We start from the raw sequence: 13,275 nt of genomic DNA on the forward strand, positions 1-13,275 counted from the left end.
GTTATCAAATAAATAAAGCTCGATAATTCCTATCGAAATTTAATTAAAACATCTCTCCTCAAGCGTTATAAGTGGAGAGATGTTTTTATTTGAAAGGATATAACCATTCTGAAAGGTTATATACAAATTATTTAGAGTGAATCTTTCACTCGGAACTTGTGTTAACTAAATTTAAAAATTAGTTGACGTAAATCTACTAGTCAAATATACTATTCCTAATTATTGATTTTGGGAGGTTTATGATGACTACTGCAATTGAAAAAACAACAAATCATTCACGAACACTGAAAATGGTTCAAGTTGCTATGTTTTCCGTATTGATGATGATTGGAGCGAACATTTCCTCATTTCTGGTTGTAGGCGGTGTACCAATCACGCTTCAGACGTTCTTCGCGCTGCTGGCTGGAATTTTATTGGGCAGCCGCACCGGCGCAATTGCCATGAGTTTTTATGCTTTTATCGGACTAGTTGGCTTACCGGTCTTCGCTAAATTCTCTGGTGGAATAGACTCACTCATTTCACCTACTTTCGGATTTATTGTTTCATATATTTTGGTTGCCTATGTTGTCGGGGAAGTGGTTCGTAAATTTCCAACGACTAAAGGATATGTAATCGCAGCATTAGTCGGAACAGTCATCAATTATTTATTCGGGACAAATTGGATGTACGCTGCCTATAAAATTTGGTTTGAAGCACCAGAGGGCTTTACCTATAAAATGGCGTGGGCATGGATGGTTGTACCGTTACCGAAAGATATCATCCTGGCTGTTTTTGCAGGGATTTTTGGCTATCGCCTAAAGCCAATACTTTTTAAAAGTTTAAAAAATAATGTTTAGCAGAAGAGATCAAGGAGAGAACGGAATGTTGATTCATGGGAAAGAAGTAAAGGGTTCTGATGTAGACAAGGAAACACGCTGTCTGCATTATCACTCAGAAATCGATCGAATCGCCATTAAATTCTATTGTTGCGATACATATTATCCTTGCTTCTCCTGTCATGAGGAAAAAGGTTGCAATGACCCGCAAGTTTGGCCAAAAAGTCAATTTCACCAACAAGCTGTATTATGCGGATCATGTGGGCATGAGCTTACAATTGATGAATATCTTCATTGCCAATCCTCATGTTCATCCTGCAAGAGCGCATTTAATCCAGGGTGTAGCCTCCATAAGCATTTATATTTTGAAGTGTAATGGATTGCGATTTTTATAAAACTTAAAAAACATCGGACATTGGAATTCTACCAATGTCCGATGTTTTTTGATAGGGAGGAAAGTGAAATGAAAAAGTAAATACTCATTTCGATTACTTAATTTGTATTTACCACCTCCAAAATAGAATTAAACATGACATTTTGTTTCCTCCGTCTTAAATTCTTACCGGTTTTTAATCTGTTTTTAATCCTGGTAATGTAAACTGGTGGTACTGGAGGTAGATGAGAATGAAAAGAAAAATTCTAATAGTTGAAGATGAAAAACAGATTGCACGTATTTTAACGGTAGAACTTTATTATGAAGGCTATGAAACTGTAAGCGCATATGATGGGCCAACAGGACTTGAGCTTGCCCTTGAGGACGAATGGGATCTCATTCTACTGGATGTCATGCTGCCAAAATTGGATGGCATAGAGGTTCTGCAACATTTTCGAAAAGTAAACCAGCATACCCCAGTCATTATGTTGACGGCACGAAATACAACAAAGGATAAAGTGAGCGGCCTTGATCAGGGTGCAAATGATTACATAACGAAGCCATTTGATATAGATGAGGTTTTTGCCCGAATAAGAGCCGTTCTCCGCGTGACACAACCTAAAACCGAAGATAATCAAGAAGTACTCGAACTTGGCGGCATCCGCCTTGAAAAAGGAACACGCGAGGCATTTCGCAATGGAAAATCAATTGAACTGACTTCCCGTGAATTCGACCTTCTCGCATATTTAATGGAAAATAAAAACTTGGTCCTGACACGGGACCAGATAATTAAGAATGTATGGGGATATGACCATTTTGGAGAGACGAATGTGGTCGATGTCTATGTCCGTCACCTACGAAAGAAGTTGGAGCTCAAGCAAACAGACCCTATTCTCCATACTTATCGAGGTGTAGGGTATAGCATGAAGGAGCTAGGAAAGTGAGAATTCAAACGAAGATTCAATGGTACTCCAGTCTGTTTCTGATTGCGATGCTTCTGTTGCTCGGTCTACTAGTCGCCATCATGTTCTTCTGGATCTCGCTTGACCGTGAAAAAGATGTCCTTGAAGAACAAGTGTCGCTATTTGTTCAAAATAATCCAATTCCGCAAATAGCAGTCGAGCATCCTGAGATATTGGAACCCTATACACCCGAGGATGGAATGCTCCGTATCCTATCACCGGAGGGTCAAGTGATTAACGTCTATTCAGATGAAGAGGACTATAGGGAGATGGAAATAGAGTTGATGGGAGAAGAGGGGTTTAGTATCAAGACCGTAAGTGGAGATTTTATTCTTCTCTACCAAAATCCTATTAATTCAAGTGGAGAAGGGGTAGGTGTGGTTGAAATCGTTCATAGCCTTGAAGACTTGTGGGAAAACACACTACTCTTGCTCTACGTGCTCGCCGGTGCATCGCTTGTTATTATATTATTTTCCATTTTGGCCGGAAAGTGGCTTTCCCGACTTATTCTGAAGCCAATTGCTTTAATGAGCAGGACCATGGGAGAGATTGAAGAGAGTGGAAGATTCCAGACCATTATATTTGAAAAAGAGTCCAAGGATGAGCTTCAGCAAATGGGCCTTGTTTTCAATAAAATGATCCAACGACTAAAAGAAAATCAGTACAAACAGCAACAATTTGTCTCTGATGCTTCCCACGAATTAAAAACACCGATTACAGTTATCGAAAGCTATGCCAATTTATTAAAGCGGAGGGACATTAGTGACCCTAAAATGCAAAAACAGGCGGCTGAAAGTATTCATCATGAAGCCCTGAGAATGAAACGGCTAACGAGTCAGTTATTGGATATCGCAGCATTGGATGAACAGGATATTCTGCCAAACGAACAGCTGGAAATAGTAGGTTTCTGTGAAAAAATAGCCCACATCTTTACTGAAACCAAAAATCGTTTTGTTCATGTTGATTCAATTAAAAAGGAAATTATCGCTTTTACTAATAGAGAAAAGATTGAACAAGTTATTATCATCTTACTGGATAATGCAATTAAATATAGCAAAGGCGATGTGGCTATCTATATTGACCAGAATGATAAAGGTCCAATCATGATCTCGGTGGAGGATGAGGGAATCGGAATACCCAAAAAAGATTTGCCGTACGTTTTTGACCGTTTTTACCGAGTGGATTCCTCTCGTTCCAGAGAAACAGGGGGCAGCGGGCTTGGATTATCTATTGCTCGCGAACTGTTGCATAGCCTGGGAGGCAAGATTTCCATCACGAGTGAAGAGAACAAAGGCACTTCTGTAAAGGTTACGTTGTAGGTTTTAATCGGGAATGGATTGTTTTTAATTTGTTTTTAATTTTGGTTTCATCTTCATTTCATTTTCGCTGGTTATCTTAAAGGTAAGATAACGAAATGGAGGTTGAAGGATAATTGAATAAAGTATTGGTAAACAGCAAAAAATGGATTTTTGGCTTTGTCGGCATTTTTGTTGTTGCCGTAGTTGGCGTTGGGATTTATTTTGCAGCTGAGAAAATGGGTGAATTAACGCAAAAAGAAGCGGAGGCTTTAGTAAGTGATAAAGGGGAAGTGCTGAGTTTTGCAAAAGAATGGGATTGGGAATTCGGCACACCATCTATTATAAAAATGGCTGTTAAAACGGAGACTGGCTATGAAGAGATAGAGATGGATGCTTCAAACGGAGATATTATTCGCCGAGAAACGAACCATCTGTTGACTTCTGCTTCAGTGAACAGCACTTCATCTGGAGCGTCTGCTACTACTCCCTCTGCTCCTGTTATCATGCCTGAGGAAGCAATCAAGCTTGCATTGGCTGAAGTAAAAGGAAATGTAGTAGAAATCGAACTTGATGAAGAAGATCATTACCTAATCTATGAGCTGGAAATCGAAGAAGGAAACAGAGAGTACAATGTCCATGTTGATGCGATGACTGGCTCAATTCTTGTGGTCGATACTGAATCTTGATACATTAACAGTTTATAAGTGGCATATAAATGGTATTCAAGATAAAGGGAGCAATCTTTAAGAGAAGAGTTATATGGTACTACCGAAGGCTAATCATTGCGATTGTCTGTTCAATACATTATGTTAGTGGGAATCATTGATAAAACTAAAAAAATGAAAAGAGGTAAACCATGTTTAAAAAAATAATGGATCAACTCAAGCAATTTTCCAATGGCAGCAGTGAGAGGAGACATCACCATTATCGCCGAAATAGCAGTAGTGATCGAAAAAAAGGTTACTATCGTAGAGGAAGCAGCAGCAGCAGTCGACGCTATAGACAAAATCCAATGGGTGGAAGCAACTACTACAAACGGAAGGGCCGAAGCAGTAGTTAATCCTTCTACTCCAGGTTTATGTGCTTTTCCATTGCTTTAAGTGCTGTTTCAAGATCGATTGAAATTTCACGAGTACTTGAGTAGGGATCTTCAATCTCTAGTAGTCTTTTTAACAAGTGAACCGTCTCTTTTTCTAAAGAAAGTTCTTCTGTCCATGGAAGAGCTTTTTTGTTGTTGGAGGAGTACGTCGTATAAAGTAAATATAAAAGGATTTCTCCCAGGTCATAGTAATCCTGTTGCTTCATGTCCAAGAGGTCCTTTTGACGGTTTGGTGACTTTGCCAATCCAAGATCAATTAAGTAAAGTTCCCTGTTTTTTAGCAAAACGTTTGGAATACGTAAATCTTGATGGTAGATGTCTTTTTTGTGAAGATAATCTATAAATTCGAGAAGATCTGCAAGAACTAGTAAGGCCTCTTTCTCGCTAAAAGTAATTTTCTTCGAAAAGATGAGTTCTTCCAGATTATCGCCTTCAACAAAACTCATTGCATAGAATAATTGTCCGTTACTTGAAAATGCTTCATATAACATTGGTATTTTTTTGTGGTCAAGCTTGCGCAAAAGAGAGATTTCCTTTTCAAACATCTCCACTTCCTTTTTGTTGCGGCATTTACTTGGACGAAGCTGTTTAACCACTCTATTCTCATTGGTTATTAACTCTTTGCATAAGTATACAATTCCATAGCTTCCCGTTCCTATAACCCTTAGAATCTCATAGCGATCATTCAAAATTGCTCCTATTTCAAAAGGTTTGTCTACAAAAAATTGATAAAATTTACGTATTGCCCGCAAAATGAGGTACTCCCTCCTTGTTTTTATATATTTTATAAAGCTAAACTTTCTTATTTAAATCTCTTTTGGTTAAAACAAATTTTCAGGGGGACATAATAACAAAATATCATAATAAACTGAAAAGGTCATAACTTGTGTTTTTTGGGCAACTCAAACTATGAAATTGATTATAAGGTGGAACACCTTAACAGATTGAAGTAATATTTTAGATAGATACTGGAAAATACTTTAAAGCCCTCGATTTTAGACTATTATAAAGGAGGTACTATATGGAAGCCTTAAAGGAATATTTAGAAAAGATTGATGACCCACTACAGAGGGAACGTGTCGAAGAAATTTTCGGGTGGATCATAAAGAAATTCCCTCAACTACTGCCTGAACTTAAATGGAATCAGCCTATGTTTACGGATCACGGTACATACATCATTGGATTTTCCACAGCCAAGCATCATTTAAGTGTTGCACCAGAAGAATTTGGCATGGAGCACTTTGCCGAAGATATTGCACAAGCTGGTTACAGTGCTACCAAAGGCTTGTTCCGAATTAAGTGGAATGAGCCGGTAAATTTTGAACTGCTTGAAAAAATGATTGAATTTAACATAATGGACAAAGCAGAATGTACGACTTTCTGGCGCAAGTAAATAATTCGATTCATAAGTTGGTACTTCCTTGATGGGAGCCAACTTTTTAATTTATCCAAATTTAAAACTTTCTAAAGGTGGGCCTCGTCTAATAGTCGAAATGGAGGAGAGAATGTGGAAGAGATTTTGGATTCCTTAATAACAAAAAGCAATCATGCAGAATTAGTTGATGAATTAATGCGTACATATGGCCGAGAAATCCAGCAACTCATTTTTGCCTACGTACATAATGAGGCGATTGCCGAGGATTTGACCCAAGAAGTTTTTGTCAAATGCTATAAATCGCTGCCCTTCTATAAAGGAAAATCATCCATCAAAACCTGGCTTTGGCGAATTGCGATTAACCATGCAAAAGATTATTTAAAAAGCTGGTACAACCAGCGTGTGAAAGCTGCAGATGATTTCAGTTTCATTAGAGGTGAAGATAGGGACAGTGTAGAACAAACAATTATTCAACAAGATGAAGATGCACAACTGGCATTCGCAGTCATGCAGTTGCCTATAAAATATCGCGAAGTCATCTATTTTTATTATTACGAGGAATATTCCATTAAAGAAATCGCCGCTGTACTCGAAGTAAATCAAAATACCATTAAGACGCGGTTACGCAAAGGCAAGTCAATATTAAAAGAAATGCTGGAGGGTGCACGATGGAAGAACGATTTAAAAGATTGAAAAAGGCAATGAACACTCATACATTTGGTCAAGTGAAGTTTACGGATGAGCATCGTCAAAAAATTAATGAGAAAATAGAACAACTGCAGGAAGTCGACATCACAAATGTAATTCTATCACTGTTGACAGGCGCCAAGACTGGCTCCGAGTTAACGCAATTACTGCATGTCAGAGGAATTAAAAGCATCCTTAATAATGAGGGGGCTGTTTATACAATCCTGCATACCCAGGAACAGCAAGGAACCCTTGAATCTTACTGGGTCGGGGACGAGGAAAAGTATTATAAGTTAACAAAAAAAGGGCTGAAGTACTTGCAAAAACAGCAGTTGCGCGAAAATCCAGGGAAATCATTGAAAGATTTGTTGAATGAGGTGACGCCTAATGAAAATTAGTAACTTCCTGGAAACGGTAACCAATCAGATTCAGTCGAAGGAAGCAAAGGATTATGTGAAGCTTGAGTTAAGCCAGCATATAAAAAAATCAAAGCAATCTTGGGTACAAAGAGGCTACAGTGAAATAGAGGCCGAGGAAAAGGCAGTAAAAGAAATGGGCAGTCCTCTCTCTCTTGGAAAGTCGCTCAATAAACTGCATAGACCCAAAATAGATTGGATACTAGTTTCATTGTTAAGTGTCACATGGCTGCTTAGCTTTCTGCCAATTCTGGCTGTTAATCTAGAACAATACCTGGAATCATCCAATTTTAATATATCAACAATGCTTCAAAATAAAGTGATTACACTAATCATCGGGTTTATATTAGCCATTGGGATAATGTTTATTGACTATCGAAAACTTAAAAGATTAGGTTATTTGTTTTATGCGGCTGGTGCAGGGCTAATTCTTGTGCTTTCTCTTTTTTCGAATCAGGTTCGAAATGGTGAGCTGATGATTTCTCTAGGTACTTTTGAGGTGCAGGTTTGGATGGCGATTCCTTTGCTTTTAATGGCATGGGCATCCCTGTTTAGTTCACCTTCATTTAAGTTGTGGCAGGGTGCAACTCTCTTTGTATTTTCCATTTTCCTATTCTTATATATCCCAAATTTATCTATGCTATTTATTTATATCCTCCTCGTAGGGGTACTTTTCTTGCAAAGCGGATTTAGCAGGAAAGAGAAATACCTTGTAGGTGGAATTGTAGCGGTTTTAGCAGTTGGAATGATTACGCTCTTTATAGCCGCTTATAAAAATGGGAGTATAGCCCCTTATCAGATCAGTCGTCTATTGGGCTTTATGAATCCCGAGAAGTATGCTTTTGATAGTGGGTATCTATATGTGACATTAGAAAATGTACTAAGAAATGCGGGAATGTTTGGTGCTGAAAATATAAAGTATATTCCTGAAGCACATACAATACTTGTGCTTGGCAATTTGATTCAAACTTATGGCTATGCAATCGGCATGGTGATCTTTGTATTTTTATCAGCTTTTCTGGCGCGATTTTGGCTCATTTCACGGTCAGTAAAAGATCCCTTTGGAAAGTTGCTTATCATGGGAGGAGTAACGCTATTTGCCACTCAATTTCTTTATAGTGTGGGGATGACCTTTGGTTTGCTCCCAATTACTTCAATGCCATTGCCATTTATGAGTTACGGCCTCATGCCAACCGTGTTAAATGCTTTTGTTGTTGGGGTAGTATTGAGCGTTTATCGAAGAAAACATTTTAGCAAAATAAAAAAGGATTTTCAGGTAAGTTAATATAATGAAATAAAACTTTCTTCAATAAATAAGCCAACCTGTCAAAAAGGTTGGCTTTTGCTTTTCTACCTGCATTAATACATCTCTCCACTCAAACCGTGCCTTACTGCATATGCTGCAAGCTGTACACGATTATCTAGCTGAAGTTTCTCAAGTAAATTTTTGATATGGTTCTTTACCGTATTTTCGGCTATGTAGAAGCTTTGCGCAATTTGTTTGTTCGTATCGCCAGCCGCTACTCTGGATAATATCTCGCATTCTCTGGGTGTCAAACTAAGGGGACTGGGTTCATCATCATAAATATTGCTGGTGCGGAAGCGGCAGAGTAACCGGCTCGCTATTTCACGGGATATTTCTTGCTGATTTCCAAGGAGGGCATGAAGGTATTCAATCCAGTCATCCGGCTCCATATTTTTCAGTAAGTATCCTTGTGCTCCGTACTGTATGGCCGTGAACAAATCTTTTACATCGTCTGAAACTGTTAACATAACAACGTGTGTTTGAGGATATGATAATCGAATTTTCCTTACTGCTTCAAGCCCATTTAACCTTGGCATATTGATATCCAAAAGAAGCAAGTCAGGTTGGAATTGGCTGCAAAGTTCCAAAGCTTCCAGTCCATCGCTTGCCTCACCTACTATGGAAAATGACTGATCCGCCTCAAGAACACTTCTAATCCCTTCTCTTGCCAAGGGGTGGTCATCCGCGATAATTACACTATAGCGCTGCATTATTATTTCTCCTTTGTAACGATTATTTCAGTTCCGCCACTGTGGCTATTTCTGATTTGCAGGTTTCCTCCAAGCTGCTTCGAACGCTCCTCCATCATTGATAGACCATATTGCCGGCACGATTTTTCCGAGGTACTAATCCCCCTTCCATTATCGGAAATTTTTAACTGCCATCCCTCTCCTAAGTCTCTAAGTGAAATGATCACTTTAGACGCATAGGCATGCTTTCGGATGTTTGCAAAAGCTTCTTGGATAATGGCGAAAATTTGAACTTCTTCCTTCGTTGTAAAGAAATTTTGGGGGATACGAATCTCTTCTTCTACTTCAACTCCCGTAATCACACTCCACTCAGAATGCCATTTCGTTATTCTTGTGTTGAACGAATCATTGATTTCAGGCTCGGACCGAAGATTAAAGATTGCCTGGCGAACATGGCTATCGATAGAGGAAAGTGCACGAGTTGCCGACTCAATATCACCTTGTTTAAGTTTGATATTCATGAAGAAAATGGATTGGGCAATCCCATCATGAAGCTCCCGGGCCAGCCTTTCCCGCTCTTCATATACGGCATGTTTGGATTGTTCATTCACAAGCTTGACATTCATCGCTTTAATCGTCCGGAACATCCAGAACGAAAACAAAAGGGAAAGTACGAATGTAAGTATCGTAATATATAAATTTCCAGCCTCCATTGATAGAGAGTCCAGAAGAAAATCATGGCGAATATATTCAAATCCACCAATTAATACTGTAGGCAAAAGCACACTAAGAAATTGTAAGAGGCGATAAGACAAGCAAGTTCTCTCCTTTAATAAATTTAAATCTTGTCTAAGCATAACTAAAAATTCGCTCTTCTTGATAGCCCGGTTGAGCTATTTACATCAAAAGCCTTGCAAATTTACAATTAGCTAGGAAACAAGTATAGTAGATAGCTTGGGTTATAAATCAAAAATAATTTAATAAGGAGCAGTTTGATGGGAACAGTTGAAAGCCCCTCTGGCGAAAATAAGAAACAAACGGGTAATTCGGTGTACCGTACGATATGGAGGTGGCATTTTTATGCTGGGATAATTTTTGCGCCTTTTCTTCTTATTCTGGCAGTAACAGGTTCAATCTATTTATTCAAACCCCAGATTGAACAAAATATTTATCAAGACTACTGGGTAGTTACACCAAATGGAGAGAAACTACCGGCCTCTCAACAAATTGAAAGAGCAAAAGAATTATACCCCGATGGACTGGTCACGACCTATCGACCTGGTGAATCCGAGACTCGCTCAAGTGAAGTGGGTATAAGTCAAAATAATGAATCTCTAACCGTATTTATCGATCCTTATACAGGTGAATCATTGGGAACATTAAATAATCAAGATCGAATCATGGATAGAATCGAGGAGTTCCATGGAGAATTAATGGCGGGCACTATAGGTGATCGTATTGTGGAACTAGTAGCCTGCTGGGCGGTAGTGCTAATCGTCACAGGCTTGTTTATGTGGTACCCCCGCAAAAAACAGAACATATTCGGTGTCATCATCCCAAGGTTTAATAAAGGGAAAAAGATCTTGCGAAGAGATTTGCATGCGGTTCCTGCGTTCTGGATTACGGCAGGGATGCTGTTCTTGATACTGACTGGGTTACCGTGGTCCGGCTTTTGGGGGAATAACTTCCAATCAATCGTCACGAATACTGGTGAAGGCTACCCACCTTCAGTATGGATAGGAAATGCTCCTGTATCCGATGTTAAAACAAAGGATATAGCAGAAGTCCCTTGGGCAGCAGAGAAACTGGATGTACCAGTTTCGGATATTGAAGGTTTTACTACACTTCCAATCGATGATGTAGTGGAAACCGCCAAAAGGGAAGGCATAGACCCTAGTTATACAATATATATTCCGAATTCTAAAGAGGGAGTCTACACCTTATCGGCCTTTCCTCCAAAAGCTGAAGATGAAGTAACTATGCACATTGACCAGTATTCCGGGGCAGTCTTGGCTGATTACCGATATGATAACTATGGGTTAGCAGGGAAGATTGTGGCTTGGGGTATTACTTTGCATAAGGGTACGCAATTTGGCGTCATCAACCAAATCGTGAGTCTTCTGATTTGTTTAGGCATGATATTGGTTGTAGTGAGCGGATTCTATTTATGGCTGAAACGCAAACCTACAAAAGAAATGGGAGCACCCAAAGCACCAAGTATTATAAAAGCGAAGACTTTCCTGTTTGTCTTAATAGGTTTAGGTATACTCTTCCCGCTAGTTGGCTTGTCGCTCATCTTCGTGTGGTTACTTGACTTTTTGGTAATCCAGAGAATTCCGGCGGTCAAGAAGTTTATGAATGCATAAAAACATAAAGGATGTAGTATAACCATGGAGAAAATGAAGTTTTTGTTATTTGTTTTAACGTCGTGCCTCCTGTTAAGTGCATGTTCACTAAAAGAAGATGCTGCCGACCTTTACAAAAAAGAAAGTCCGCTGGAGGCAGAAGTCATCTTGCCGGATGCCTTCCTGGATGATCAGCAGGAAACGATTGAAGTTCTTCTAACGCAAGATGGAAAAGAAGTCAATGGTGCCGATTATGTTCACTTCGAGATATGGAAACAAGATGGCTCTCTCCATTATAATATGGAACCAGCTAAGGCAATGGGGTACGGTCTTTATGCTTTAAGCAAAGATTTTCATAGTGATGGTCTTTATTATCTTAAAGTTCACGCAAGCAGCAACGGTTCGGTCATCTCACCTCAGATGCAGTTTGTTGTTGGGGAATTATCAAAAGAAGAGTTAAAAATCCTGCAACAAGATCTACCTGCAACTGAAGGCGGTCATGAGCATCACCATTAAGTTATTGAATGATTTCATAAAAACGCATTTTACGAAAAGCTCGTAAAATGCGTTTTATTTTTGGCTTATTCCAGGTGCATCATAAATTCAATCCATTGGACAATGAAGACAAGTGTTCAGTTTTCAAAGTCTTTGACAGCGCATCGCGGAGACAATAAATGCAGAAGTTCGGCTTTTAAAGTCCGCGATAGCCCGACTGGATATTTATGTTAAAATATCTTTAAATATTATCTAAAAAGAGGTGTCGACTGTGAGGGAAATACAAGCGTTTTTGAGTAACTTTCAAAAAGAAATGAATTGGGAAATTTCCGAAGAAAATTATAAGGAATCAAAAGCTTCCATTCTACATAATTATATGCTGTTGACGACGGAAGTTAGTGAGGTTGCCGAGGAATTTAGAGCTATTTTTAATAAGACCTATAAACTAGCTACAGTTGAAGGGATGGATGAGAAAGAGGCATTCCAAATGGCTAAAGATCTTCATAAAGAAAATATAGGGAAGGAACTTTCAGACTGTATTGCCTATCTAGTTAAATTTGCAAACTATCTAGATATTGATTTAGAAGAGAGTTTCTATCAAAAAATGAATGAAGTTAAATTGAGAACGAACAAAGATCAAAGCTGATTTGAAATGAAGTATGGACACGATTTTTAAAAGGGCAAACGACATGAAAAAAAGAATTAGGACAAACTACAAGGGGGTGTGATTCCCAAATGATTAAAGCGGTGATTTTTGATTTAGATGGTACATTGCTGGATAGAGATACCTCGGTGCGAAAATTTATAGAGGATCAATATAATCGTTTGATTGAATGGTTAGACCATATTCCGAAAGAACAGTACATATCTAGATTTATAGAATTGGATTGCCGTGGGTATGTCTGGAAAGATCAAGTGTATCGGCAAATAGTCGCTGAATTTAAGATAAACGAAGTATCCTGGGAGATGCTGCTTCAAGATTACGTTTCCGAGTTTTACAAATGCTGTATCCCTTTTTCTAATCTAGCTGGTATGTTGGAAAGTTTAAAAGCTCGTTCTATTCGGATGGGGATGATTACCAATGGGAAAGGACAGTTCCAGTTGGATAATATCCGTGCCTTAGGAATTGAGCAATATTTTGAGACAATCCTCATTTCTGAATGGGAAGGCATGAAAAAACCAAATCCAGAAATTTTCCGGAAGGCTCTTAGCCACATGGATGTGGCCCCGAATGAAAGTTTATTTGTAGGTGATCATCCTGAAAATGATATTAAAGCTGCTAAAAATGTGGGAATGGTTGGCGTGTGGAAGAAAGATTTCCAATGGGATCACGTTGAGGCAGATTTCACTATAGATGACCTGAGTGAGTTGCCAGTAATCATTCAAGAAATAGATAGAGTATAGAAACTAAATTC

Annotated in this window: 17 protein-coding genes; 14 read left to right on the forward strand and 3 right to left on the reverse strand. The window is 38.8% G+C overall.

Annotated elements, in window-relative coordinates:
• Window positions 1–239: 239 nt before the first annotated feature.
• From QYB95_RS16935 to QYB95_RS16960, 6 genes are all read left to right on the forward strand, one after another.
• Complete coding sequence (locus QYB95_RS16935) at window positions 240–836, forward strand: biotin transporter BioY (protein WP_301139557.1); 597 nt, start codon at window positions 240–242, stop codon at window positions 834–836.
• 25 nt (window positions 837–861) lie between these two features.
• Window positions 862–1,191 carry a CHY zinc finger protein gene (locus tag QYB95_RS16940; RefSeq protein WP_301139558.1) on the forward strand — a complete coding sequence of 110 codons (330 nt, stop codon included), beginning with the start codon at window positions 862–864 and terminating at the stop codon, window positions 1,189–1,191.
• Window positions 1,192–1,439: 248 nt separating this feature from the next.
• Window positions 1,440–2,132 carry a response regulator transcription factor gene (locus tag QYB95_RS16945; RefSeq protein WP_301139559.1) on the forward strand — a complete coding sequence of 231 codons (693 nt, stop codon included), beginning with the start codon at window positions 1,440–1,442 and terminating at the stop codon, window positions 2,130–2,132.
• Entirely contained in the window at window positions 2,129–3,469 is a 1,341-nt protein-coding gene (locus QYB95_RS16950; RefSeq protein WP_301139560.1) for a HAMP domain-containing sensor histidine kinase, read from the forward strand. Before QYB95_RS16945 ends, QYB95_RS16950 begins: the two co-directional genes overlap by 4 nt.
• A gap of 113 nt (window positions 3,470–3,582) precedes the next feature.
• Window positions 3,583–4,134, forward strand: coding sequence for a PepSY domain-containing protein (locus QYB95_RS16955; RefSeq protein WP_301139561.1), 552 nt, complete (start codon window positions 3,583–3,585; stop codon window positions 4,132–4,134).
• Window positions 4,135–4,344: 210 nt separating this feature from the next.
• On the forward strand, window positions 4,345–4,548 hold the full coding sequence (locus QYB95_RS16960) for a hypothetical protein (RefSeq protein ID WP_301139562.1): 204 nt from the start codon (window positions 4,345–4,347) through the stop codon (window positions 4,546–4,548).
• Here QYB95_RS16960 and QYB95_RS16965 read toward each other — a convergent pair.
• Window positions 4,514–5,299, reverse strand: a complete 786-nt coding sequence (locus tag QYB95_RS16965) for a serine/threonine protein kinase (RefSeq protein WP_345783730.1) — start codon at window positions 5,297–5,299, stop codon at window positions 4,514–4,516. The two genes, QYB95_RS16960 and QYB95_RS16965, sit on opposite strands and share 35 nt — an antisense overlap.
• A gap of 269 nt (window positions 5,300–5,568) precedes the next feature.
• Between QYB95_RS16965 and QYB95_RS16970 the strand changes: the two genes are divergently transcribed.
• The 4 genes from QYB95_RS16970 (at window position 5,569) to QYB95_RS16985 (ending at window position 8,310) form a co-directional block, all read left to right on the forward strand.
• Complete coding sequence (locus QYB95_RS16970; protein ID WP_301139563.1) at window positions 5,569–5,940, forward strand: iron chaperone; 372 nt, start codon at window positions 5,569–5,571, stop codon at window positions 5,938–5,940.
• Window positions 5,941–6,054: 114 nt separating this feature from the next.
• On the forward strand, window positions 6,055–6,615 hold the full coding sequence (locus tag QYB95_RS16975) for a sigma-70 family RNA polymerase sigma factor (protein ID WP_301139564.1): 561 nt from the start codon (window positions 6,055–6,057) through the stop codon (window positions 6,613–6,615).
• The gene (locus QYB95_RS16980; protein ID WP_301139565.1) at window positions 6,591–7,007 is read left to right on the forward strand and encodes a helix-turn-helix transcriptional regulator; all 417 of its coding nucleotides are present in this window, start codon (window positions 6,591–6,593) and stop codon (window positions 7,005–7,007) included. Before QYB95_RS16975 ends, QYB95_RS16980 begins: the two co-directional genes overlap by 25 nt.
• Window positions 6,997–8,310 (forward strand): FtsW/RodA/SpoVE family cell cycle protein, encoded by a 1,314-nt coding sequence (locus QYB95_RS16985; RefSeq protein WP_301139566.1) that lies wholly within the window; start codon window positions 6,997–6,999, stop codon window positions 8,308–8,310. The genes QYB95_RS16980 and QYB95_RS16985 overlap by 11 nt, the downstream gene beginning before the upstream one ends.
• 74 nt (window positions 8,311–8,384) lie before the next feature.
• Here QYB95_RS16985 and QYB95_RS16990 read toward each other — a convergent pair whose 3' ends face one another.
• Together QYB95_RS16990 and QYB95_RS16995 are read right to left on the reverse strand one after the other, a co-directional pair.
• A complete protein-coding gene (locus QYB95_RS16990) occupies window positions 8,385–9,041 on the reverse strand; it encodes a response regulator (protein ID WP_301139567.1) in 657 nt (218 codons plus the stop codon).
• A gap of 2 nt (window positions 9,042–9,043) precedes the next feature.
• The gene (locus tag QYB95_RS16995) at window positions 9,044–9,835 is read right to left on the reverse strand and encodes a sensor histidine kinase (RefSeq protein ID WP_301139568.1); all 792 of its coding nucleotides are present in this window, start codon (window positions 9,833–9,835) and stop codon (window positions 9,044–9,046) included.
• Window positions 9,836–10,015: 180 nt separating this feature from the next.
• Between QYB95_RS16995 and QYB95_RS17000 the strand changes: the two genes are divergently transcribed.
• The 4 genes from QYB95_RS17000 (at window position 10,016) to QYB95_RS17015 (ending at window position 13,264) form a co-directional block, all read left to right on the forward strand.
• Window positions 10,016–11,386, forward strand: coding sequence for a PepSY-associated TM helix domain-containing protein (locus QYB95_RS17000; RefSeq protein ID WP_301139569.1), 1,371 nt, complete (start codon window positions 10,016–10,018; stop codon window positions 11,384–11,386).
• 24 nt (window positions 11,387–11,410) lie between these two features.
• Window positions 11,411–11,881, forward strand: a complete 471-nt coding sequence (locus QYB95_RS17005; RefSeq protein WP_301139570.1) for a FixH family protein — start codon at window positions 11,411–11,413, stop codon at window positions 11,879–11,881.
• A gap of 250 nt (window positions 11,882–12,131) precedes the next feature.
• The gene (locus tag QYB95_RS17010; RefSeq protein WP_301139571.1) at window positions 12,132–12,506 is read left to right on the forward strand and encodes a MazG nucleotide pyrophosphohydrolase domain-containing protein; all 375 of its coding nucleotides are present in this window, start codon (window positions 12,132–12,134) and stop codon (window positions 12,504–12,506) included.
• Between the two features lie 89 nt (window positions 12,507–12,595).
• Window positions 12,596–13,264: an HAD family hydrolase gene (locus QYB95_RS17015; protein ID WP_301139572.1), complete on the forward strand. Its 669-nt coding sequence runs from the start codon at window positions 12,596–12,598 to the stop codon at window positions 13,262–13,264.
• The last annotated feature ends 11 nt before the right edge of the window (window positions 13,265–13,275 follow it).

Source organism: Ureibacillus aquaedulcis (assembly GCF_030418165.1).
Lineage (GTDB): Bacteria > Bacillota > Bacilli > Bacillales_A > Planococcaceae > Ureibacillus > Ureibacillus aquaedulcis.